Here is a 22,875-nt window from a genome sequence, read left to right on the forward strand (position 1 = left end):
CCACCGATGGTGTCGAAGCGCTTCGACACCTGTCTGGACAGGGATGTGAGGTCACCGGTAGCGTCTGAGTCGAAGCGCTTCGAAAGGTTTCGACACTTCCCGGGGGGACGGAGAACGACATGGCCACACTCGCTGAGGTAGCCCGCCACGCCGGGGTCTCCGCCAGCACCGTCTCGTACGTCCTGAGCGGCAAGCGGTCGATCTCCGAGGGCACGCGCCGGCGGGTCGAGCGGAGCATCCAGGAACTCGGCTACCACCCGCACGCGGGCGCGCGGGCGCTGGCCAGCAGCCGCTCGAACATCATCGCCCTGATGGTGCCGCTCCGTACGGACATGTACGTCCCCGTCATGATGGAGATCGCGATAGCCGTCGCCACGACGGCCCGTCAGCACGGCCACGACGTACTCCTGCTCACCGGCGAGGAGGGCCCCACCGCGGTCCGGCGGGTCGCGGCCAGCGGACTCGCGGACGCGATGATCCTCATGGACGTCGAGCTGGAGGACGAGCGCATCCCGCTGCTGCGCGCCGGGAACCGGCCCGGCGTGCTCATCGGCCTGCCCGCCGACACCGCCGGACTCACCTGCGTCGACCTCGACTTCGCCGCCACCGGCGCGCTCTGCGCCGACCACCTCGCCGACCTCGGCCACCGCTCCGTCGCCGTCGTCGGCGAGGCCGCGGCGGTCTACCGGCGCCACACGGGCTTTGCCGAGCGCACCCTGCAGGGCCTGCGCTCCCGCGCCGCCGCACGCGGGCTCCGGCTCATCCACCGTCCCTGCGAGGGCAGTTACGAGTCCACCGCGGGCACCCTCTCCCGCATCTTCGAGGAACGGCCGGACACCACCGCGCTCGTCGTCCAGAACGAGTCCGCCATCGCCCCCCTCCTCGCGCTCCTGCGCCAGCAGGGCCGCGCCGTGCCCGAGGACGTCTCCGTCGTCGCCGTCTGCCCCGACCAGGTGGCCACGCAGGCCGCCCCCCAGCTCACCTCGGTCGCCATCCCCGCGCAGCAGATGGGCCGGCACGCGGTCGAACTCGTCATCGCCAAGCTGGGCGGCAGCCCGACGGAGGAGGTCCGCCTCCTCGGCCCCGAACTCACCGTGCGTGCGAGCAGCGGCCCGGCGCCGTCCGCCTGACGACGGCGGGGCGGGCGCTCAGGCCCGCAGCCCCTGGACCCCGTCGTAGGCGGCCATGACGAGTTCCATGCCACGGGTGTCGTCCGCGGGTTCGCGCATCTGGTTGGGCACGTACGCCACCGTCATACGGGCCTCGGGGTCGATCATCACGAGCGAGCCGCCCCAACCGCCCCACCCGAAGCTGTTGCCGAACAGCCCGTAGCCCAGCCCCCAGCGGACCGGCATGCCCAGGCGGCGGTCCTCTCCGCTGAACTGCTCCTCCCGCGCACGGTCGCAGCCCGCCGGCGACAGCAGCCGCACCCCGCGCACCGTTCCGCCGCAGGCCAGCACCGACTGCACGAGGGCGACCGAGCGGGCGTTGCCGAAGCCGCTCGCCGCCGGGATCTGCGCGCGACGCCACGCCACGCCGTTCCCGTCACGGAGCCGCACGGCGGTGCCGGAGCCGGGCGACGCGCCGCCGCCGGGCGCGCTCGCGGCGTAGTCCTCGTCCCGGGACGGCGGCGGGACGGCGGGCGCCACTCGGGGGTCGTGCTCGGCGGGCAGTCCGATGTGGAAGTCGGCGCCCAGCGGTCCGGCCACCTCCTGCGCGAAGAAACCGCCCACGCTCCGGCCGGTGACCCGGCGTACGACCTCGCCCACGAGGTACCCCTGGGTGAGCGAGTGGTACCCGGCCGCGCTGCCCGGTTCCCACTGCGGGGCCAGCGCCGCCAGACGCGCGGTGGCGGACGGCCAGTCGTAGAGCCCGTCGATCGGCCCGTCCCAGTCGGGCAGGCCCGCGGTGTGCGCGAGCAGGTGCCGGACCAGCACCTTCTCCTTGCCCGCCGCGGCGAACTCCGGCCAGTACCGGGCGACCGGCGCGTCCGGATCGAGCGCGCCGCGGTCGGCCAGGACCAGCGCGCACAGTGCCGTCATCGTCTTGGTGACGGACCAGACGTTGGTGATCGTGTCCCGCTGCCACGGGACCGTGCCGTCCGCGTCGGCGAACCCGCCCCAGACGTCCACCACCGGCTCGCCGTCCACGAAGACCGCGACGGAGCCCCCCGCGTCCCCGTCGTCCAGCAATCCGGCCAGCGCGCCCGGCACCGCGGTGAACAGGTCGTCGTACGTGCCCTGGATATCGGCCATGCGCCGTATTAGCGCGTACCGGCAGGGCGCAGGCAATCGAATTTCCCGGCCGGGACCGGCGGGAGGGGCTCAGCCACCGGCCTTCGCGATGCCGACCGGGCAGGAGACCCCCGTCCCCTCGATGCCGCAGTAGCCGCCGGGGTTCTTGTCCAGGTACTGCTGGTGGTACGGCTCGGCGGCGTGGAAGGGGCCCGCGGGGACGACCGCCGTGGTGATGGTGCCGTGCCCCTTGGCGCGCAGGGCGGACTGGTAGGCCTCGCGGGAGGCGAGGGCCGTCGCGAGCTGCCCGGGGGAGTGGGTGTACACCGCGGAGCGGTACTGGGTGCCGACGTCGTTGCCCTGGCGGTGGCCCTGGGTGGGGTCGTGAGCCTCCCAGAACACCTTCAGCAGCTCCCCGTACGAGATCAGCGCCGGGTCGAAGACGACCCGCACGACCTCGGCGTGGCCGGTGAGGCCGCTGCAGACCTCCTCGTACGTCGGGTTCTCCGTGTACCCGCCCGCATAGCCGACGAGCGTCGTCCACACGCCGGGCGTCCGCCAGAAGACGCGCTCGGCGCCCCAGAAGCAGCCCAGCGCGAAGTCGGCGACCTCCAGGTCGGCCGGGTAGGGGCCGGTGAGGGGCCTGCCGAGCACGGTGTGGCGGTCGGGCACCGTGTGGAGCGGGGCGGGGCGGCCCGGTATCGCCTCCTCACGGGAGGGCAGGCGCGGCGTCAACGGGTGCGCCCGCGCTCGGAGTTCCACTCCAGCCCCGCGAGCGCCTGCGCCCGGCCGGCGGCGTACGCCGCGGCCGGGTCGGCCTCGTAGGCCCAGGGGGCCGCGCCCGCGTAGCCGTCGACGGCGCGGAACTGCTCGACCGCCTCGTGGAAGCGCTCCGCGCGCAGCAGGAAGGCCGCCAGCAGGTGCCGCACCACGGGCAGCACCGGGTCGGAGGGGGAGGCGTGCTCGGTGGCGTAGAGCGCGCCGCCGATGGCACGGGAGACGACGTCGCTCTCGTAGAAGCTGCGGACGAGGATGACGTCCGGCAGGTGCGCGAAGACCTCGAAGAGCGGCAGGGCCGGCAGCAGGCTGCCCTCGGGCGCGGAGGAGGCGGCCCGCTCGGCGAAGTCGCGTGCGGCGTCCTCCGGGAGGCGGGCGAGGGCGGCCAGGTGGGCGCCCATGTGGTGCGGGGCGCGGGAGGCGACCTTCTCCCAGACCGTGGCGAAGTCCGCGTCCGCGGCGAGCGCGACGACGTACGGGACGGGGTCCCCCGGCGCGAGCAGCGCGGCCTCGTCGGCGACCGTGCGGGCCTCCTCCAGGATCATCGGCACGTCCGGGGACCCGGCCGGCTCACGCCGGGCCCGCTGCACCAGGAACGCCGCGTGGACGGCCGCCCCGCCGGCGTCCTTCGGGTCCTCGACCCGCCAGGTGCGCAGCCACGCCGCGCCCGTGCCGGGGGTCTGCGTCAGCTCGACCGCCGCGGCGCCGGCCAGGGTCTGGACCCGCTGCCAGCGCAGCTCGCCCGCGGCCGGGGTGCCCTTGAGGAGGGCGGCGACCGCGCGCCAGTCCTGGGTGCGCTGGGTCACGGTCAGTGCCTGCGTCAGCTCGTCGTCCGGACCCGGCAGCCGGATGTCGATCTCCTCCCGGGGCACGAAGCCGTACCGGGCGGGATCGACCGCGGCCACGGCCCGCACGCCGCGGCCGCGCAGCATGCGGGGCACCAGCACGATCGCCGAGATCAGCAGAACGCCGTACAGCACCCACAGGAATTCCATGATGAGCAAGCCTACGCGGGCCCGGCCGGCACGTCCCGGCCCGCGGCTCGCACTACGCTCGGCGGTATGAGCGAGCAGCAGCACCAGAACTTCGAGACCCTCGCGATCCACGCGGGTCAGCCGGCCGACGCCCAGACCGGGGCCGTGGTCACGCCGATCTACCAGGTCTCCACGTACAAGCAGGACGGGGTCGGGGGCCTGCGCGGCGGCTACGAGTACAGCCGGTCCGCCAACCCCACGCGCACCGCGCTGGAGGAGAACCTCGCGGCGCTCGAAGGCGGCCGCCGCGGCCTGGCGTTCGCGTCCGGCCTGGCCGCCGAGGACTGCCTGCTGCGCACGGTCCTGAAGCCCGGCGACCACGTGGTCATCCCCAACGACGCGTACGGCGGCACCTTCCGGCTCTTCGCCAAGGTCGTCGAGCGCTGGGGCGTGCAGTGGTCGGTCGCCGACACCTCCGACCCGGCGGCGGTCCGGGCCGCGCTCCGGCCCGAGACCAAGGTGATCTGGGTGGAGACGCCCAGCAACCCGCTGCTAGGGATCACCGACATCGCGGCGCTGGCGGACATCGCGCGCGGCGCGGACGCCCGGCTCGTCGTCGACAACACCTTCGCCAGCCCCTACCTGCAGCAGCCGCTGGCGCTCGGCGCCGACGTGGTCGTGCACTCCACCACCAAGTACATGGGCGGGCACTCGGACGTGGTCGGCGGCGCCCTGGTCGCGGCCGACGCCGGGCTCGGCGAGGAACTGGCCTACCACCAGAACGCGATGGGCGCCGTGGCCGGCCCCTTCGACGCGTGGCTGGTGATGCGGGGCATCAAGACGCTCGCGGTGCGCATGGACCGGCACAGCGAGAACGCGGCCCGGGTCGCGGAACTGCTCTCGCTGCACCCGAAGGTCACCCAGGTCTTCTACCCCGGGCTGCCCGAGCACGCGGGGCACGACGTCGCGGCCAAGCAGATGAAGCGGTTCGGCGGGATGGTGTCCTTCCGCGTCGCGGGCGGCGAGGAGGCGGCCGTCGAGGTGTGCAACCGGGCGCGGCTGTTCACGCTGGGCGAGTCCCTGGGCGGCGTCGAGTCCCTCATCGAGCACCCGGGCCGGATGACGCACGCCTCGGTCGCGGGCTCCGCGCTGGAGGTCCCGGCGGACCTGGTGCGGCTCTCGGTGGGCATCGAGTCCGTCGACGACCTCCTCGAAGACCTCCGCCAGGCGTTGGGCGCGTAGCGCCCCGTTGCCGGGTGCGGCGCCGTTGTGGTTGCGGTTGGGGGATGCCCGCCGCAGGCGCAAACAACCCGCACACAACAACCGGCCGCGAGGGGCACCCCCGGCCATCCGGCGGAGCCGGTCACCAGTTGCCGGGCGTCGTGTCGAGCGGCTCCGCCGCCGGCCACCACAGCACCGCGAGGACGAGCGCGACGACGACCGCCACGACGAGCAGCGTCCACAGGACGGCGTGCAGCACGCGGCGGCGGGCCAGGACGCGGCGGCCGCGCTCGGCGGCGCGCGGGGCGAGGTCCACCGGCACCGCGGGGTGAGGCCCGTCGAGCAGCCGGCGGACCTCGTCCTGCTTGCGGTCGTACGGGCTCACGACGCGACCTCCCGCACCCGGGGCGCCGCCCCACCGCGGGCGGGTCGGCTGCGCAGGGCCGCGGTGGCCCGCAGGGTGATCGCCCGCACCCGTTCCGACGGCATGCCGAGCTGCGCGGCGGCCTGTTCCTCGGCGATGCCCTCGTACAGCCGCAGCACGATCACCAGCCGCTCCCGCACGTCGAGCGGCCCGAGCACCCCGCCGCGCGGGCGGCGCCACCAGGGCCGGTGGGCGAAGCGGCGGACGATCTCGGCGCGGGTGCAGGCGTACGGGTCCTCGCCGCGCATCCGGAACCAGTCGGCGTAGCTGCGCGACAGGGCGGCGCACAGCAGTTCGGTCCCTTCCGCCCGGTCCCCCGTGAGCAGGACGGCGACGTGCAGCAACCGCCCTGCCGCGCCCGCCGCGAACGCCTCGAACTCGGCCTCGCGCAGGCGCTCCGCTGCCTCCCGGCGCTCTCCCACAGCGACATGGGACGGCAGACGGCGTCCTCAGGTCAAGAGTTCTGCTCGTCTCCTTGCGTGACGGAGGAGTGGTACTGCGCGAGCGCGCCGTTGAACCGGCCGAGGAGGTCGGTGAAGGACTCGCGCTCCTGCGGCGTCCAGTCCTCCGTCACGACCGCCATGAGCTGCTGCCGCGAGCTGCGGACCTCCTCCAGGCGGGAACGTCCGCGGGGGGAGAGGGCGAGCACGACCGCCCGCCCGTCCTCGGGGTGGGAGGTGCGCTTGACCAGTCCGCTGTCCACGAGCGGGGCGACCTGGCGCGTGACGGTGGAGGAGTCGATGCCCATGCCCTCCGCGAGCGCCTTCACGCCCATCGGGCCTTCGTTGTCGAGGCGGTGGAGCAGCAGGTACGCGGCCCGGTCCATGGAGTTGCGGGCCTTGCCGACGCCACCGAGGCGCGTCTGTTCCGCGCGGCGGGCGAAGAGCGCCACCTCGTGCTGCAGGCGCTCCAGGAGGTCGGTCGTGATCTCCGAGGGGGGAATGGGCATGGCCGGAAGCTCGCGTTCTGTCGGTCCTGCGAAGGTTGGGAGAAGAGTACGCGGAGAGCGTCACCCCGGGACCCCGCCGCGGAAAACTGCTCCATCCGTCCGGGCGGTGGCCGCTGCTGCAAGACTGGGGACCATGGAAAGCCCCGCACGTCCGGCACGTCGCACCAGTCGCGCGGTGGTGGCCGCACGGCCGTCTCCGGTCACCATCGACGATGTGCGCGGCGCGCACAAGATGCTGTCGGGTGTGGCCCGCGTGACCCCCATGGAGGGCAGCCGGTACCTGTCCCGTCTGGTGGCCGCCCCGGTGCACCTGAAGTGCGAGAACCTGCAGCGCACGGGCTCCTTCAAGGTGCGCGGCGCCTACGTGAGGATCGCGGGTCTGCGGCCGGAGGAGCGCGCGGCGGGCGTGGTCGCGGCGAGCGCCGGCAACCACGCGCAGGGCGTGGCACTGGCCGCGTCGCTGCTCGGGGTGCGCTCCACCGTCTTCATGCCGTCCGGCGCCCCGCTGCCGAAGGTCGCGGCGACCCGCGACTACGGGGCGGAGGTGCGGTTGCACGGGCTCGTGGTGGACGAGACGCTGCGCGCCGCCCAGGAGTACGCGCAGGAGACGGGCGCGGTCTTCATCCATCCCTTCGACCACGCGGACATCGTCGCCGGGCAGGGCACGGTGGGCCTGGAGATCCTCGACCAGTGCCCGGAGGTGCGCACGATCGTCGTGGGGATGGGCGGCGGCGGGCTCGCGGCCGGCGTGGCCGTGGCGGTGAAGGCGGTGCGTCCCGAGGTGCGGGTCGTCGGCGTGCAGGCGGCGGGCGCGGCCGCCTATCCGCCGTCGCTGGCGGCGGGGCGGCCGGTGGCGCTGGACGCGGTGGCGACCATGGCGGACGGAATCAAGGTGGGCTGCCCGGGGGAGGTGCCGTTCGCCATCGTCCGGGACCTGGTGGACGAGGTGTGCACGGTCACCGAGGACGAGCTGTCCAGCGCGCTGCTGCTGTGCCTGGAGCGGGCGAAGCTGGTGGTCGAGCCGGCCGGGGCGAGTCCGGTGGCGGCCCTGCTGTCGCGGCCGGAGGCCTTCGACGGGCCGGTCGTCGCCGTACTGTCCGGCGGCAACGTCGACCCGCTGCTGATGGAGCGCACCCTGCGGCACGGCATGGCGGCCGCCGGGCGCTACATGTCCTTCCGGCTGCGGCTCACGGACCGGCCGGGAGCGCTGGCGGCGCTGCTGGAGATCCTTTCGGCGAGTGACGCAAACGTGCTGGACATCGCGCACGTGCGCACGGATCCTCGGTTGGGGCTGACCGAGGCGGAGGTCGAGCTGCAGCTGGAGACCCGCGGCCCCGAGCACCGGGCCGCCGTGGCGGCGGCCCTGCGGACGGCCGGGTACGTGCTGCTCTGAGGCCGTTCGCTCTGGATTGTCAGTGGTGTACGGCATGGTGGAGTCAAGGTGTCGTGGGCGCGGGACGGCGCGTGCGGGCGGAGCACGGATAAATCCGCTTGACGCGATATATCGCGTCTGGGATGCTCGCGACACATCGTGGTGCGCTGCCGTACGGCCGCGTGCCCGCACAGTCCCCATGCACCCCAAGCCCCGAATCGGAGACATCGCATGCCAGGCGCCATCCATGCCGAAGGTCTGGTGAAGACCTTCGGTGACGTACGGGCACTGGACGGAGTGGACCTCGACGTCCCTGAGGGGACCGTCCTGGGCCTCCTCGGCCCCAACGGGGCCGGGAAGACGACCGCCGTACGCGTCCTGACCACCCTGCTGCAGCCCGACAGCGGCAAGGCCGTCGTGGCCGGCATAGACGTGCTGAAGCACCCCAACGAGGTGCGCCGGCAGATCGGCCTGTCCGGTCAGTTCGCGGCGGTCGACGAGTACCTCACCGGCCGCGAGAACCTGCAGATGGTCGGCCAGCTCTACCAGATGAGCGCCCGGGACGCGAAGGCCCGTGCGGCGGAGCTGCTCGAGCGCTTCAACCTCGCCGAGGCGGCCGACCGTACGGCCAAGACCTACTCCGGCGGCATGCGGCGCCGGCTCGACCTGGCGGCCGCGCTGGTCGTCAGGCCGCCGGTGATGTTCATGGACGAGCCGACCACCGGCCTCGACCCCCGCAACCGCCTCGCGCTGTGGGAGGTCATCCAGGACCTGGTCGCCGGCGGCACCACCCTGCTGCTCACCACGCAGTACCTGGAGGAGGCCGATCACCTCGCCCACGACATCTGCGTGATCGACCACGGCAAGGTCATCGCCCGCGGCACCTCCGACGAGCTCAAGGCGCGGACCGGCGGCGAGCGCGTCGAGGTCGTCGTCCACGACCGCGAGCACCTGGTGACCGCCACCGAGGTGCTGAACGGCTTCGGCAAGGGCGAGACCGCCGTGGACAACCACACCCGGCGGATCACCGTGCCGGTCACGGGCGGCGCCAAGCTGCTCGCCGAGGTCATCCGTGAGCTCGACACCCGCGGCATCGAGATCGACGACATCGGTCTGCGCCGGCCCACGCTCGACGACGTGTTCATGTCCCTCACCGGCCACGCCGCCGAGGAGAAGGAAGAGGAGTCCCAGTGACCACGGTGACCGACGCGGTCCCCACCAGCGCGCCGCGCACCTCCAACCCGATCGTGCAGTCCGTCCGCGACTCGCTGGTGGTCGCCCGGCGCAACCTGATCCGCATGCTGCGCATCCCCGAGGTCGTGATCTTCGGTCTCGTGCAGCCGATCATGTTCGTGGTGCTGTTCAGCTACGTCTTCGGCGGCTCCATGAACGTCGGCGGCTCCACCAGCCCCGCGCTCTACCGCGAGTTCCTGATGGCCGGCATCTTCGCCCAGACCGTGACCTTCGCCACCGCGGGCGCCGGCGCGGGCATCGCGGACGACATGCACAAGGGCCTCATCGACCGCTTCCGGTCGCTGCCCATGGCCCGCGGTGCGGTGCTCACCGGCCGCACCCTGGCGGACCTGGTGCAGACCGCCCTGACCGTCGTGGTGCTCGCCATCGTGGCCGTGCTCGTCGGCTGGCGCGTCCACGAGGGCCTGCCCAAGGCGCTCGCGGCGTTCGGCCTGCTGCTCCTGCTCGGTTACGCCTTCTCCTGGATCGGCGCCCTGATCGGCCTGTCCGTCCGTACCCCGGAGGCGGCCACCTCCGGCGGTCTGATCTGGCTGTTCCCGCTGACGTTCATCTCGAACGCCTTCGTGGACTCCAACCAGATGACCCCCTGGCTGCGGCACATCGCCGAGTGGAACCCGTTCAGCGCCACCGTGCTCGCCTGCCGGGAGCTGTTCGGCAACCTGCCGCCGAACTACCAGACCCCGGACGTCTGGCCGATGCAGCACCCGGTGCTCGCCTCGGTGCTGTGGTCGATCGTCATCATCCTGGTCTTCCGCACCCTCGCGGTGCGCAAGTACCGCTCGGCGACCGCCTGACCCCGGCCCGCGGGCGCACGCCCGCGGCACACGACGAGCCCCCGGCCTTCCGGCCGGGGGCTCGTCCGCGTATGGGGGGCGGCGTCAGCCGCTGTGCGGCTTGGCCTCGATGATCCTCACCGAGGCCTTCTTGCCGTTCGGGAGCTCGTACGTCGCGTCCTCGCCGATCTTCTTGCCGTTCACGCCCGAGCCGAGCGGCGACTGCGGCGAGTAGGTCTCCAGGTCGGAGGAGACGTACTCACGCGAGCCGAGCAGGAACGTCAGGGTGTCGTCGGGGTCGCCGTCGAAGGCGATCGTCACGACCATGCCGGGCGCGACCACGCCGTTGTCCGCCGGTGCCTCGCCCACCTTGGCGTGCTGCAGGAGCTGCGTCAGCTGGCGGATCCGGAGCTCCAGCTTGCCCTGGTCCTCACGCGCCGCGTGGTAACCGGCGTTCTCCTTGAGATCGCCTTCCTGACGGGCTTCCTCGATCTTGGCGACGATCTCGGTGCGTGCGGGACCCGACAGGTGCTCCAGCTCTGCCTTGAGCTGGTCGTACGCCTCCTGGGTCAGCCAGGTGACGTTCTCGCTGGTCTGGGTCACAGGTGCTCCTCGTCGTACTCGAACTCGCTTGCTTACAAATGAACGCCCTACCCAAAAAGATGCGTCTTCGCGGGAGGGCGAAACCATGAGCGTAACAATTCCCCCCGACAATCGGCGAGAGGGAAATCATCAAGAAGCGATAAACGCAGGTCAGGGGGCGAATGACCGGGCAGGTCGGATCATCGGGCGGGCTCGCAGCCGACCAGTTCCGCGGTAGTGCCGCGACTGGTGGTGCGAATGGTGACGACGGTGTCGATGCGACCGGTGTGCTGATTGAGGCGAACGTCCTTGCGGCCGACTTCGCCGTGGTCCTCGGCGAGCGAACGCAGGGTGCACACCGCCGTGACCCCTGTGTCCTTGCGCACCTCGATGTGGACCTGGACCTCCTGGTCGGAGACGACCTGGAACTTGATCAGTTCGGCGCTGACCTCGGTGCCGGTGAGCTTGTCCCAGCCGATCCAGCCGACGAACAGCAGCAGCACCACACCGAGCACCGAGCCGACGAGCCGCAGCCTGCGGTCCGCACGCGCGTCGGCCTCGGCCTCCCGCCCGTACCGTCCCTGGGGCAGTCCGTCGCGCACCGCGCTCATCGTTCAGTCCTCCCGGGGCCCGGGGAATCCCGCCTTGGAATCAAACAGCCCCTCGCTTCGGTCACTATAGAAGCCGCTACTTACGACCCATGACTGAGGATCCGACCTTGACCGAGCAGCTGCGACTGATGGCCGTGCACGCACACCCCGACGACGAGTCCAGCAAGGGCGCGGCCACCATGGCCAGGTACGTCTCCGAGGGCGTCGACGTCCTGGTCGCCACCTGCACCGGTGGCGAGCGCGGTTCCGTGCTCAACCCCAAACTGCAGGGCGACACGTACATCGAGGAGCACATCCACGAGGTCCGCGCCAAGGAGATGGACGAGGCGCGCGAGATCCTCGGCGTCCAGCAGTCCTGGCTCGGCTACGTCGACTCCGGGCTCCCCGAGGGCGATCCGCTGCCCCCGCTGCCCGAGGGCTGCTTCGCCCTCCAGGACGTGGACGAGGCCGCGGGCACCCTGGTGAAGCTTATCCGCGAGTTCCGCCCGCACGTGATCACCACGTACGACGAGAACGGCGGCTACCCGCACCCCGACCACATCATGACCCACAAGATCTCGATGGTCGCCTTCGACGCCGCGGGCGACCCCGAGCGCTACCCCGAGGCCGGCGAGCCGTGGACGCCGCTGAAGCTCTACTACAACCAGGGCTTCAACCGGCAGCGCACCGTCGCCCTGCACGAGGCCCTGCTCGCCCGCGGCCTGGAGTCCCCGTACGGGGAGTGGCTGGAGCGCTGGCAGACCGCCGACCGGCCGGAACGCAACATCACCACGCACGTGCCGTGCGCGGACTTCTTCGAGATCCGTGACAAGGCGCTGCTCGCCCACGCCACCCAGATCGACCCCGACGGCGCCTGGTTCCACGTCCCGATGGAGCTCCAGAAGGAGATCTGGCCCACCGAGGACTACGAGCTCGCGAAGTCCCGGGTGGACACCTCCCTCCCCGAGGACGACCTCTTCGCGGGCATCCGGGAGAATTGAGCGCGTGAACGCGACATTCGGCACGGCCGCAGCCCAGCTCGTCCCCCTCGCCGTCAAGGACCTGGACGAGAACAAGGTGACGCCCGGCCTCCTCGGCTTCGTCATCTTCGCCCTCATCGGCCTCTCCCTGTGGTGGCTGATGAAGAACATGAACAAGCAGTTCAAGAAGATCGACTTCGAGGAGCAGCCGGAGCAGGCCGGGCAGCCCGCGGAGCCGGCCAAGGCCTCGGCCGCCTCCGCCGCCTCCGGCGCCGAGGGCCCCGGCAGCAAGGGCTGAGGCACGCCGGACACCCCCTCCCGGCACGGGAGGGGGTGTCGCGGCTCGCTCACTCCGGCGCGGCGACGGTGACCCGTGTGAAGAGCAGCGGGACGCCCTCGTCGTCGGAGCGGGTGTACGAGGTCCGCACCGCGACCACCCGCACGTCGTGGTCGTGCACGGCGACGTGCCCGCCGACGGCCGGTACGGGGAGCGCCCCGCTGGAGATGATCACGGCGAGGCCGTCGTCGACGCCCTCCGGCGCCTGCCAGGCGAAGGTGATCGTGTGCCGCACCGGACTCTCGTGGTAGATGCTGGCCTCGCGCGGCAGCGCCTGCTCCCGGTCGCGGATGGGCTGGAGCGCAGCGGGCAGCCGGTCCATGGTTCGTCCTCTCGCGGTCGGTCCCCGTCGCGATTGTCGCCCGTGGGACGTCCCGGAGCGGGTGACACGCTGGGCCGGGCCCTCAGCCCTCCACCGCCCGGTCCACCGGCACGGCCATCACCATGCGGGCGCCCCGCGACGGCACCATGCCCAGCCGCCAGGCCTCCCACGGCGTGCCCGGCTCCACGCCGCGCTCCAGCAGCAGGGCGTAGGCCTCCGCGTACTCCTGCAGGTCCAGGTCGCGGCCCTCGTACGGGTCGTCCGTCAGCCGGGCGAGCCGCCCGCGGGCCTCGGCGGCGCCCTCGCGCGAGAGCAGCGGCAGCAGCGTGCACTGCAGGAAGCGCGCCCACGCCAGGCCGCGCCTGTCGTCCAGGCCGGCGAAGAGCCGCTCCGCCTCCCGCACCAGCTCCAGGGCCGCAGGGACCCGCCCGTTGCCGGCGTCGACGACGGCGAGCTCCACACAGGACCAGCCCTCGCCGTGCGGCACCCCCACGCGGTGGAAGTCGGCGCGGGCGTCCTGCAGGAGCTGGCGGGCGAAACCACTGTTGCGCAGGTTGCCGGTGAGCGCCGCCCGCTGGTCACGAGTGACCCGGCCGGAGTGGTGGCGGGCGCAGGCCAGCCCGTAGACGTCCCGCATCCGGCTGAACATGGTGCGGGAGCGCTCCAGGGCCCGCAGGGCCGCGTCCAGTTCGCCGCCCTCCTCCAGCGCCTGGCCGAGGTAGTACAGCGACCACGCCTCGCCGCGGGCGTCCTCGTTCGCGCGGTGGCGGGCCAGGGCGTCGCCCAGCAGGTGCTGGGCGGCGCCTGCGTCCCCGCGCAGCAGGCGGGCACGGCCGAGCTGGGTGACGGTCCAGGCCTCACCGCGGGGGTCGCGGGTCGCGGCGTAGCACTCGCCCGCGGTACGCAGCTCGGTCTCGCCGCGCCCGGCGTCGCCGAGCCGCAGCAGCAGCTGCCCCAGCTGCAGGTGGGCCCAGGCCTCGCCGTGCACGCTCTCGCTCTCCCGGTGCAGCGCCAGCGACTCGGCCAGCAGTCCGTGCGCCTCCGCCAGCCGGCCGGCGTCGCGCAGCACCGCGGCCAGCGCGTGCTGCGTCCAGGCCCGGTCGGCCCGCAGCTCGTCGCCGGCCTGCAGTTCCAGGGCCTCCCGCAACTTGGCCTCCGCCTCGCGCAGGCCGCCCTGCTGGTGCAGCGTGATGCCCAGGCTGCACAGGGCGCGGGCGGCGCCCGCCGGGTGTTGCGCCTCGAAGTACAGGTCGACCACCGACGACAGCGTGGAGCGGGCCTTGTCCAGCTCGCCGAGCTGCCGCGCGGCGATGCCGGTGCGCCACTGCACCGAGCGGACCAGCACCGACTGGTCGGCCTCCCGCTGGTGCGCCTGGGCCAGTTCGCTGATCTCGCCCAGCCGGTACAGGTCGCCGCGGAGCAGGCAGTAGTCGCACAGCGCGCCGAGCAGGTGCTGCACCACCCGCTGGTCGACTCCGTCGGAGTGCCGCAGCGCCGCGGTGATGAAGCTCGACTCCTCGTCCAGCCAGCGCAGCGCCTGGTCCAGGGAGGGGAAGCCCTGCGGCCCGAAACGGTCGGCGCGGGTCGAGGTCCGGCCGTCGACGAGCCGGATGACCGCGTCCGCCAGCTCGGCGTAGCTGCGGATCAGGCGCTCCTGGGCGGCCGCCCGCTCGGCCGGGTCCTCCTCGTCCAGCAGGCGCGCGTGCGCGAAGCGCCGTACGAGGTCGTGCAGCCGGTAGCGGCTGCCGCGCACGTGCTCGATGAGACCGGCCGAGGCCAGTTCGCCCAGCCGCCGGGCCGCCTCCTGCTCCTCCGCCCCCAGCAGGGCCGCGGCGGCCGCCGCGCCGAGGCTCGTCCGCCCGGCGAGCGCCAGCCGCCGCAGCAGCCGGCGGGCCGGCTCGGGCTGGTCGTGGTAACGCAGCGCCAGCGCCCGGTCGACCGGGCCCACCGGGCCGTACGCCGCCAGGTCGGCGGCCAGCCGCTCCGCGCCCCGGTCGGGCAGCGAACTGCCCGCGATGCGCAGCGCCAGCGGCAGCCCGCCGCACAGCCGCCGTACGGCGTCGGCGGCACCGGCGCCGTCCGCCGTCGTGAGGGCGCCGGACGACAGGCCGGCCAGCAGCTCCCGTGACGCCTCAGCCCCGAGCGGGTCGACCGGCAGGGCGTAGACGCGGGCCGCCGGTACGTCGAGGGAGAGCGGTTCGGCCGACGTGACCAGGACGAGGCTGTCGGAGCGCTCCGGGACCAGGGCGCGGATCTGCTCGGGTCCGGCGGCGTCGTCGAGGACGATGACGACCGGCACGTCGGTGAGGTGCTTCTGGTACTGGTCGGCCAGGCGCCGCAGATGCTGTTCCTGGGAGGTGCGCTCGCGGAACAGGAGTTGCTCGCGGGGCGCCCCGAGCCGGTTGAGCAGGTGCAGCAGCGCGTCCCGTACGGGCAGCGGGCGCTCCCCGGGCGCGGCGCCGCGCAGGTCGACGACGCAGGCGCCGCGGAACTGGTCCTTGAGCTGCTGGGCGGCGCGCACGGCGAGCGTGGTGCGCCCGGAACCGGCCTGGCCGTGCAGGACGACCACGACGGGCTCCGAGGCCGGGGAGACCCGCGCCTGGTGCACCCACTGGGCGATCTGCCGCAGCGGGTCCCGGCGGCCGGCGAACGGCCCCTCGGTGGCGGGAAGCTGGGCGAAGGACTGCTCCAGGACGCTGCGCCCCCGCGCGGCGGCGCTGCGGTCGGTGCGGCGCTGCGCCGGCACCTTCGCGGGGGCCGGCGCGGCGCGCCGGCGTTCCAGGAACGGCCGTACACCGCGCTGTTCCACGGCCTCCAGCCAGACCTGCCGCAGGTCCTGCGGCCGGGTGCCGCCACCGCCCGTCGCCAGCGCGGCCGTCACCGCAGCGCCGGTGACCGCCACCACGCCGCCGACGCCCAGCGCGGTGGAGGTCGGCGTGCCCCAGCCGAGGTCCGCCACGCATGCCGCGACGGCGGCGACCGCGGTCACCAGCGCGGGGGTGACCAGCGACGACCGGCGGCCCGAGCGTTCCGCCGCCAGCGCGGCGGTGTACACCCCGTACTCGTCCGCCGCCGCGGCCGCTATCTCGTCGACCGCCGCCCGGGCCTGCCGCAGCGCCTCCTCCGCCTCGCCGGAGCGCCCGCCCTGCGGCTCACCGGCGACGGCGCGTTCCAGCAGCCGTAACACCTCGGCCCGGTCGGACGTGCTCAGTTGCGTCTGCCGTCGCGGCGTCTGCTTCGTCACCCATGGCCCCCTCGGTAGCCGCCCGTCCCCAAGTGTCCTGCCGAACACGTCACATCGCGACACCGCGTGCGCGGGCGGACACGCCCGGACGCGCCCGGACGTCCCGCCCCGGGCGGCGGCAGGAACGCCTTTTGGGCGTCTTTGCCGCTCATGCGTCATGGCGCAAACGTGACTTGTCCTCTGACCGACAGGTGAAAGTGCTGACCGCCGCCGGTGGCGGGGCCACGCTGTCGCCCCATGAGACAGATGAACTACAGGTGGCGACCGAGGGCCGGAACCCCTCGGCCGCAGTATGTGGCGGCCGCTGCCCTCGCCGCGCTGCTGGCGGGTCTGACCGCCACCCCCGGCGCCGCCCAGGGCACCGAGCGGGCCGACGCGGCCGTGCAGGGCGAGGCGGCCGGGTCCACCGGATCCTCCCGCCACCAGGTCACCCTGATCACCGGCGACCGCGTCACGCTGGAGACGGCCCCGTCGGGCGGGCAGAGCGTCTCGGTCCAACCGGCCGCGGGCCGGGAGCACATCACCTTCGTCAAGCGCCAGAACGGCGGCGACTGGTCGGTCATACCCGCCGACGCGCTGCCCCTGCTCGCGGCTGACCGCCTCGACAAGGCGCTGTTCAACGTCTCGGCCCTGGCCAGGGGGAAGTACGCCGAGCGGTCGAGGCTGCCGCTCATCGTCGAGTACGCGGGTGACGCGGGCACCGCCGGACGCCGCCTCACCGCGGCCGGTGCCGACGGGGTCCGCACCATCGCCGGGACCTCCTTCGCGACCCTCGGCCAGGACCGTGCGGGTGCCGCGGAGTTCTGGAAGGACATCGCCCCCGCCGAGGCGGGCGCCACGTCCTTCGGCGCGGGCATCCGCCGGGTCTGGCTCGACGGCCGCTCCAAGGTCCAGCTCGACCGGACGGTGCCGCACATCGGGGCACCCCAGGCCTGGGCGAAGGGTTACCGGGGCGACGGCGTCAAGGTCGCGGTGCTCGACACCGGGTACGACCCGAACCACCCGGACCTGGGGGGCCTCATCGAGGAGTCCGCCAACTTCACCACCGAGGCCGGCACCGACGACCTGAACGGCCACGGCACCCACGTCACCTCGACCGTCGCCGGTTCCGGCGCGGCCTCCGGCGGCCGGTTCAAGGGTGTCGCGCCCGGTGCGCGGATCCTGTCGGGCAAGGTCTGCAACGCGGGCGGCTCCTGCGACGACTCCGACGTCCTCGAAGGCATGGCCTGGGCCGCCGAGCGCGGCGCCAAGGTGATCAGCCTCAGCCTGGGCGACACCGACACCCCGGAGACCGACGCCCTCGAGGCCATGGTCGAGAGCGTCACCCGTGACCACGGCGTCCTGGTCGTGGCCGCGGCCGGCAACAGCGGTCCCGGCAAGGTCGGTTCCCCCGCCTCCGCCGACCGCGCGCTCGCCGTCGGCGCCACCGACCTCGACGACGAGCTCGCCCACTTCAGCTCGATCGGCCCGCGGGTGGGCGACTTCGGCCTCAAGCCCGACCTCGTCGCCCCCGGCGTCGGCGTCGTCGCCGCCCGCGCGGGCGGAACGACCGCCGAGGACGGCTACACCGCGATGGACGGCACCTCGATGGCGACCCCGCACGTCGCCGGTGCCGCCGCCATCCTCTTCCAGCAGCACCCCGACTGGACGCCCGAGCAGGTCAAGCGCCAGCTGATGCAGTCGACGGCGGCCGGCAAGGAGCGCGGCGCCTACTTCCAGGGCGCGGGCCGGGTCGACGTCGCCCGCGCGGTCGGCCAGCAGGTCACCGCCGGGACCACCGCAGTGGACTTCGGGCAGATCCGCTGGACCGACGGCCCGCGGCCGCCGGTGAAGAAGACGATCACCTACCGCAACCCGGGCAGCGCGCCGGTCACCCTCGGCCTGTCGCTCAACGTCTCCCACGGCGCGGGCACGCCCGCGCCGCAGGGCCTGTTCCGGCTCGGCGCCGACCAGGTCACCGTGCCCGCCCACGGCACCGCCGACGTCACCGTCACCGCGACCCCGGAGACCGCCACGACGTACGCGGCGTACAGCGGCGCGGTCATCGCGGCCACCGCCGACCGGGCCGTCTCGGTGCGCGTCCCGGTCGGCATGGACGTCGAGCAGCCCTCGCACAGCCTCCGCCTCACCGTGAAGGACCGCGCGGGCAAGGCCCCCGCCCACGCCTACCTGCTCGTCACCGCGGCCGACGGCGAGGTCCGCGAGGTGGAGCTGCACGGCACGTCCGGCACCGAGCTGAGGGTGCCGCGCGACGGCAGGACCTACTCCGTGAACGGCTTCCTCTTCGACGCGGAGTACACCGAGGCCACCGTGGTGGGCGCGCCGGAGGTCGTGATGAGCGCCGACCGGGACGTCGCCATCGACGCCCGGAGGGCCAAGCCCGTCACGGTCTCGGCCCCGAGCCGCTCGGCCCGCATCACGTACGCCGAGGTCGGCACCATCGCCCTGGACGGCAACCTGTTCTCCGTCCCCGTGAACGACGCGATCGGCGGCGACCGCATCACGAACGTGTACGCCGTCCCGACGGCGACGTCCGAGGACTCGGCGTTCACCTACCTGGTCAGCACCATCTGGGTCGATCCCGCGGGCGCCGACGGGAACCCCTCCTCGGTCTACTACCTCACCCGGCCGGTGCGCGGGGCGATCCCGGCCGATCCCGGCTACCGCCCCCGTGCGTCGCAGCTGGCCACGGTGAACAGCACCCTCGCCGCCACCGCGCCGGACACCACCGCGTACCGCAGTGTGTGGCTGACCCTCGGCAAGCTCCGCTGGGTCCACGGGATGGACGGACTCCCGCTCCCGAACCGGCGGGTGGACTACTTCTCGCCGTCCGAGGACCTGCGCTGGCAGAGCGTCTTCGAGCAGAACTTCTTCACCAGGCCGGACGCCCACGGGCAGAGCTTCCTCAGCCGCCTGCACAGCTACAAGGCCGGAAGCTTCGAGGAGCGCTGGAACCAGGGCGTCCAGGGCTCGGGCTTCTCGCCCGAGGTGATGATCACCTCCCGTGAGGGCGACGCCATGACGTTCGCGATCCAGGACGCCGCCAACGGGAACCTCGACGTGGTGGCCGGGACGACGTCCAGCAGCCGGCCCGAGTGGGAGCTGCGACGCAACGGTGAAGTCGTCTCGACCAACCGCGGGTTCGCCACGGTGCCGGCCGACGTCACCCCCGCCGACTACGTCGCGACGTTCGCGCAGGAGCGCGACCTCGTCCCCAGCACCATCTCCACGCGCCTGAAGTCCGAGTGGCGGTTCCGGTCGCAGACGACGGCGACCCGGCAGGCACTGCCGATGATGGCCGTGCTCATGTCGCCCCGGCTGGACGAGTGGAACCGGGCCGAGGCCGGACGCCGCTTCGACATCCCGGCCCTGGTCCAGCGTCCGGTCGGTGCCGCCGAGTCGCCCGTCCGCACCTTCACCGTCGAGGTCTCCTACGACGAGGGCAGGACCTGGCACACCGCCAAGGTCAAGGGCTCCGGGACGAAGCGCACCGTGACCGTGGACCACCCGCGCCGCTCCTCGGGCGGTTCGGTCAGCCTCCGCACCTACGTCAAGGACGCGGCGGGCAACTCCTTCAAGCAGACCGTGATCAAGGCCTACCTGCTCAAGTAGCCGCCGAACGGCACGGCAGGGCCCGCCGGATCCGTCCGGCGGGCCCCGTACCGCCGTCGGCTCAGAGCCAGTTGCGGCGGGCCGCGTGCCAGCCCAGTTGCATGCGGGTGGCGACGCCCGCGAGGCTCATCAGCCCCTGGATGCGCCGCTGGACGGTGCGCTTGCTCACGCGCAACTGCCCGGCGATCGCCTCGTCGGTCATGCCGGCGACCATCAGGGAGAGCAGGTGCCGGTCCTCCGCGACCGGCGCCGCCGGATCCTCCGGGCCCGCACCGCCGATCTGCCCCTCCTCGGTCACCCGCAGCGGTGCGCCGACCTCCCAGTAGTGCTGGAACAGGTCGATCAGCGCCTCCAGCAGGCTGCTCTCGCGCACCAGCGCCGTCTTGAGCTCCCGCGGACCGGCCGGCGTACCGGCGGAGGACAGCGGCAGGACGGCCAGCGACCGGTCGGCCACCGCCATTCGCAGGGGCAGCCTGGGCACCGCCCGGGCGACCTCGCCGGCGCGCACCCCCTTGACGACGTTGTCCACCGCACCGGGGTCGTCGAAGTAGGCCTGCTCGTACAGGACCCGGTACAGCACGCCCCGGCCCAGCGCGTCGTACTCCTCGCGGTTGCTCCCCGCGGGCATCGCCACGTGGCGGGCCTTGCAGAACCACAGCATCTCGTGGCGGACGCCGTCCTGGAGCTGCCGCAGACGCTGCCGCAGCGCCGCCGCGCCGCTGATGACCTCGATCGCCTCCCCCGCTCCCCAGGAGCGCGCGCTGCGGCGGTAGGTCTCCACCAGCCCGAGCACCACCGCCCGGTCCTGCTCCAGTGCCTCCGCGTGGCGCTGCAGCCGGGGTACCAGGGCGACCTCCGGCGGGATGACCGCGTACGCGCCGGGGCTCTCCTCCAGCGCGTACGCCAGTCCCTTGGCCTCCAGCGCGAGCAGCAGCCGTACGACCGCCGGGGGGCCGAGGTCGGTACGTCCGCAGATCTCCTCTGCGGACGCCGACTCGGTGACGAGCAGCAGCCGGTACACCTCGGCCTCGGCGGCCGTGAGACCCACCGTCTCCAGCATGTCGGCCCCTCTCGCAGCACCGTCCGCCGGTCGATTCCATCAGCACGAACGGCTGCGGACAACGTCCGTTGCCGCGGGCAACCGGGCTCGCCGCGCGGGGACGGGACGCCGGGCGGCGCGATGTGTGAGGCTGGGGGCATGGTCAATCGACTGAGCGGTTCCACGTCCCCGTACCTGCTGCAGCACGCCGACAACCCGGTGCACTGGTGGCCGTGGGGCGAGGGGGCCTTCGCGGAGGCCCGGGACCGCGGGGTGCCGGTGCTGCTCAGCGTGGGGTACAGCAGCTGCCACTGGTGCCACGTCATGGCCAGGGAGTCGTTCGAGGACGAGGCGACCGCCGCGTACCTCAACGAGCACTTCGTGCCGGTGAAGGTCGACCGCGAGGAACGCCCCGACGTTGACGCCGTCTACATGGAGGCCGTGCAGGCGGCGACCGGGCAGGGCGGCTGGCCGATGACGGTCTTCCTGACGCCCGGGGGCGAGCCGTTCTACTTCGGCACCTACTTCCCGCCCGCCCCGCGGCACGGCATGCCCTCGTTCCGGCAGGTGCTGGAGGGCGTGGAGGCCGCCTGGCGCGAGCGGCGCGAGGAGGTCGGGGCGGTCGCGGCGAGCATCGTGAAGGACCTGGGCGGACGTTCGCTCACCCTCGGCGGGACGGCCGCCCCTGGGGAGGAGCAGCTCGCGGCGGCACTGCTGGGGCTCACCCGGGACTACGACCCCTCGTACGGCGGGTTCGGCGGCGCGCCGAAGTTCCCGCCGTCGATGGCCCTGGAGTTCCTGCTGCGGCACCACGCCCGCACCGGCTCCGAGGGCGCCCTGCAGATGGCGCGGGACACCTGTGAGGCGATGGCCCGCGGCGGCATCTACGACCAGCTCGGCGGCGGCTTCGCGCGCTACTCCGTGGACCGCAAGTGGGTCGTGCCGCACTTCGAGAAGATGCTCTACGACAACGCCCTGCTCTGCCGGCTCTACGCCCACCTGTGGCGCGCCACCGGCTCCGACCTGGCCCGCCGGGTCGCCCTGGAGACCGCGGACTTCCTCGTCCGGGAGCTGCGCACCCACGAGGGCGGGTTCGCCTCCGCGCTCGACGCGGACAGCGACAAGCCGGGCGGCGGCCACGGCGAGGGCGCGTTCTACGTCTGGACGCCGGCGGAGCTGGAGGAGGCCCTCGGCAAGGAGGACGCGGCGCTGGCCGCCGAGTACTTCGGCGTCACGGAGGACGGCACCTTCGAGGAGGGCGCGTCCGTGCTCCAACTCCCCGCCGACGGCGGCTTCGTGGACGCCGGGCGGATCGCATCGGTGCGCCGGCGGCTGTTCACCGCGCGGGAGGGACGGCCCCGCCCAGGCCGCGACGACAAGGTCGTCGCCGCCTGGAACGGGCTGGCGGTCGCCGCGCTCGCCGAGACCGGCGCGTACTTCGAGCGCCCGGACCTGGTCGCGGCCGCCGTCGAGGCCGCGGACCTGCTGGTGCGGGTCCACATGGACGCCCGCGGCCGGCTCGCCCGGACCTCGCGGGACGGCACGGTGGGCGGCAACGCCGGCGTGCTGGAGGACTACGCCGACGTCGCGGAGGGCTTCCTCGCGCTCGCCGCGGTGACCGGCGAGGGCGTGTGGCTGGACCTCGCCGGGCTCCTGCTCGACTCCGTGCTGCGGCACTTCACCGGGGAGGACGGCACGCTCTACGACACCGCCGACGACGCCGAGACGCTGATCCGCCGCCCGCAGGACCCGACCGACAACGCCGCCCCCTCGGGCTGGACGGCCGCGGCCGGCGCGCTGCTGTCGTACGCCGCGTACACCGGCTCGTCCCGCCACCGCGAGGCCGCCGAACGGGCGCTGGGCGTCGTGGGCGCCCTCGCCGGACGGGTGCCGCGGTTCATCGGCTGGGGGCTGGCGGTCGCCGAGGCGGCGCTCGACGGCCCGCGCGAGGTCGCCGTGGTCGGCCCCGCGGGCGACGCCGGCACGGCGGCGCTGCACCGCACCGCGCTGCTGGGCACCGCCCCGGGCGCGGTGGTCGCGGTGGGGGAGCCCGCCACGGACGAGTACGCCCTCCTGGCCGACCGCCCGCTGCTCGACGGCCGCCCCGCGGCCTACGTCTGCCGGCACTTCGTGTGCGCGGCGCCGACCGCGGACCCGCAGGCCCTGGCGGAGCAACTGGGCGCCCGCTGAG

Annotated in this window: 20 protein-coding genes; 9 read left to right on the forward strand and 11 right to left on the reverse strand. The window is 73.5% G+C overall.

Going from position 1 to position 22,875, the window contains the following annotated elements; genetic code table 11:
- Window positions 1-119: 119 nt before the first annotated feature.
- Window positions 120-1,130 carry a LacI family DNA-binding transcriptional regulator gene (locus tag PV410_RS21305; protein WP_499513658.1) on the forward strand — a complete coding sequence of 337 codons (1,011 nt, stop codon included), beginning with the start codon at window positions 120-122 and terminating at the stop codon, window positions 1,128-1,130.
- 18 nt (window positions 1,131-1,148) lie between these two features.
- Here the strand turns inward: PV410_RS21305 and PV410_RS21310 are convergent, their stop codons facing one another.
- The 3 genes from PV410_RS21310 to PV410_RS21320 form a co-directional block, all read right to left on the reverse strand.
- Window positions 1,149-2,255, reverse strand: coding sequence for a serine hydrolase domain-containing protein (locus PV410_RS21310; protein ID WP_500326735.1), 1,107 nt, complete (start codon window positions 2,253-2,255; stop codon window positions 1,149-1,151).
- 69 nt (window positions 2,256-2,324) lie between these two features.
- Complete coding sequence (msrA, locus tag PV410_RS21315) at window positions 2,325-2,969, reverse strand: peptide-methionine (S)-S-oxide reductase MsrA (protein WP_500326737.1); 645 nt, start codon at window positions 2,967-2,969, stop codon at window positions 2,325-2,327.
- Window positions 2,966-4,006, reverse strand: a complete 1,041-nt coding sequence (locus PV410_RS21320; protein ID WP_500326739.1) for a hypothetical protein — start codon at window positions 4,004-4,006, stop codon at window positions 2,966-2,968. Before PV410_RS21320 ends, msrA begins: the two co-directional genes overlap by 4 nt.
- 66 nt (window positions 4,007-4,072) lie before the next feature.
- Here PV410_RS21320 and PV410_RS21325 point away from each other — a divergent pair, with 66 nt between their 5' ends.
- Window positions 4,073-5,227: a cystathionine gamma-synthase gene (locus PV410_RS21325; protein WP_450388435.1), complete on the forward strand. Its 1,155-nt coding sequence runs from the start codon at window positions 4,073-4,075 to the stop codon at window positions 5,225-5,227.
- 121 nt (window positions 5,228-5,348) lie between these two features.
- Here PV410_RS21325 and PV410_RS21330 read toward each other — a convergent pair whose 3' ends face one another.
- Genes PV410_RS21330 through PV410_RS21340 form a run of 3 tightly spaced genes read right to left on the reverse strand, consistent with a single transcriptional unit; the run spans window position 5,349 to window position 6,579 of the window.
- Entirely contained in the window at window positions 5,349-5,591 is a 243-nt protein-coding gene (locus tag PV410_RS21330; RefSeq protein ID WP_500326741.1) for a hypothetical protein, read from the reverse strand.
- Window positions 5,588-6,052 carry a sigma factor-like helix-turn-helix DNA-binding protein gene (locus PV410_RS21335; protein ID WP_500326743.1) on the reverse strand — a complete coding sequence of 155 codons (465 nt, stop codon included), beginning with the start codon at window positions 6,050-6,052 and terminating at the stop codon, window positions 5,588-5,590. The genes PV410_RS21330 and PV410_RS21335 overlap by 4 nt, the downstream gene beginning before the upstream one ends.
- A 32-nt stretch (window positions 6,053-6,084) precedes the next feature.
- Complete coding sequence (locus PV410_RS21340; protein ID WP_500326745.1) at window positions 6,085-6,579, reverse strand: MarR family winged helix-turn-helix transcriptional regulator; 495 nt, start codon at window positions 6,577-6,579, stop codon at window positions 6,085-6,087.
- Window positions 6,580-6,811: 232 nt separating this feature from the next.
- On the opposite strand from PV410_RS21340, the gene ilvA reads away from it, so the two are divergent.
- The 3 genes from ilvA to PV410_RS21355 all read left to right on the forward strand — a co-directional run bounded on the left by ilvA (window position 6,812) and on the right by PV410_RS21355 (window position 9,999).
- A complete protein-coding gene (gene ilvA, locus PV410_RS21345) occupies window positions 6,812-7,972 on the forward strand; it encodes a threonine ammonia-lyase (protein ID WP_500326841.1) in 1,161 nt (386 codons plus the stop codon).
- Window positions 7,973-8,182: 210 nt separating this feature from the next.
- The gene (locus tag PV410_RS21350; protein WP_499513665.1) at window positions 8,183-9,145 is read left to right on the forward strand and encodes a DrrA family ABC transporter ATP-binding protein; all 963 of its coding nucleotides are present in this window, start codon (window positions 8,183-8,185) and stop codon (window positions 9,143-9,145) included.
- Window positions 9,142-9,999 (forward strand): ABC transporter permease, encoded by an 858-nt coding sequence (locus tag PV410_RS21355; RefSeq protein WP_500326747.1) that lies wholly within the window; start codon window positions 9,142-9,144, stop codon window positions 9,997-9,999. Before PV410_RS21350 ends, PV410_RS21355 begins: the two co-directional genes overlap by 4 nt.
- Window positions 10,000-10,083: 84 nt before the next feature.
- Here the strand turns inward: PV410_RS21355 and greA are convergent, their stop codons facing one another.
- Together greA and PV410_RS21365 are read right to left on the reverse strand one after the other, a co-directional pair.
- Window positions 10,084-10,581 carry a transcription elongation factor GreA gene (gene greA, locus PV410_RS21360; RefSeq protein WP_499513667.1) on the reverse strand — a complete coding sequence of 166 codons (498 nt, stop codon included), beginning with the start codon at window positions 10,579-10,581 and terminating at the stop codon, window positions 10,084-10,086.
- Between the two features lie 179 nt (window positions 10,582-10,760).
- Complete coding sequence (locus tag PV410_RS21365) at window positions 10,761-11,171, reverse strand: DUF4307 domain-containing protein (protein WP_500326749.1); 411 nt, start codon at window positions 11,169-11,171, stop codon at window positions 10,761-10,763.
- 107 nt (window positions 11,172-11,278) lie between these two features.
- Here PV410_RS21365 and mca point away from each other — a divergent pair, with 107 nt between their 5' ends.
- The gene (gene mca / locus PV410_RS21370) at window positions 11,279-12,151 is read left to right on the forward strand and encodes a mycothiol conjugate amidase Mca (protein ID WP_500326843.1); all 873 of its coding nucleotides are present in this window, start codon (window positions 11,279-11,281) and stop codon (window positions 12,149-12,151) included.
- 4 nt (window positions 12,152-12,155) lie between these two features.
- Window positions 12,156-12,428: a hypothetical protein gene (locus PV410_RS21375; protein ID WP_500326751.1), complete on the forward strand. Its 273-nt coding sequence runs from the start codon at window positions 12,156-12,158 to the stop codon at window positions 12,426-12,428.
- A gap of 49 nt (window positions 12,429-12,477) precedes the next feature.
- Here PV410_RS21375 and PV410_RS21380 read toward each other — a convergent pair whose 3' ends face one another.
- Together PV410_RS21380 and PV410_RS21385 are read right to left on the reverse strand one after the other, a co-directional pair.
- Window positions 12,478-12,789 carry a hypothetical protein gene (locus PV410_RS21380; protein ID WP_500326753.1) on the reverse strand — a complete coding sequence of 104 codons (312 nt, stop codon included), beginning with the start codon at window positions 12,787-12,789 and terminating at the stop codon, window positions 12,478-12,480.
- A gap of 82 nt (window positions 12,790-12,871) precedes the next feature.
- Complete coding sequence (locus tag PV410_RS21385) at window positions 12,872-16,033, reverse strand: AAA family ATPase (RefSeq protein ID WP_500326755.1); 3,162 nt, start codon at window positions 16,031-16,033, stop codon at window positions 12,872-12,874.
- 294 nt (window positions 16,034-16,327) lie between these two features.
- On the opposite strand from PV410_RS21385, the gene PV410_RS21390 reads away from it, so the two are divergent.
- A complete protein-coding gene (locus tag PV410_RS21390) occupies window positions 16,328-19,645 on the forward strand; it encodes a S8 family serine peptidase (RefSeq protein ID WP_500326757.1) in 3,318 nt (1,105 codons plus the stop codon).
- 61 nt (window positions 19,646-19,706) lie between these two features.
- Here the strand turns inward: PV410_RS21390 and PV410_RS21395 are convergent, their stop codons facing one another.
- On the reverse strand, window positions 19,707-20,705 hold the full coding sequence (locus tag PV410_RS21395; RefSeq protein WP_500326759.1) for a helix-turn-helix domain-containing protein: 999 nt from the start codon (window positions 20,703-20,705) through the stop codon (window positions 19,707-19,709).
- 138 nt (window positions 20,706-20,843) lie between these two features.
- Between PV410_RS21395 and PV410_RS21400 the strand changes: the two genes are divergently transcribed.
- Window positions 20,844-22,874: a thioredoxin domain-containing protein gene (locus PV410_RS21400; RefSeq protein WP_500326761.1), complete on the forward strand. Its 2,031-nt coding sequence runs from the start codon at window positions 20,844-20,846 to the stop codon at window positions 22,872-22,874.
- The last annotated feature ends 1 nt before the right edge of the window (window position 22,875 follow it).

The organism is Streptomyces sp. PA03-5A, assembly GCF_033792725.1.
Lineage (GTDB): Bacteria > Actinomycetota > Actinomycetes > Streptomycetales > Streptomycetaceae > Actinacidiphila.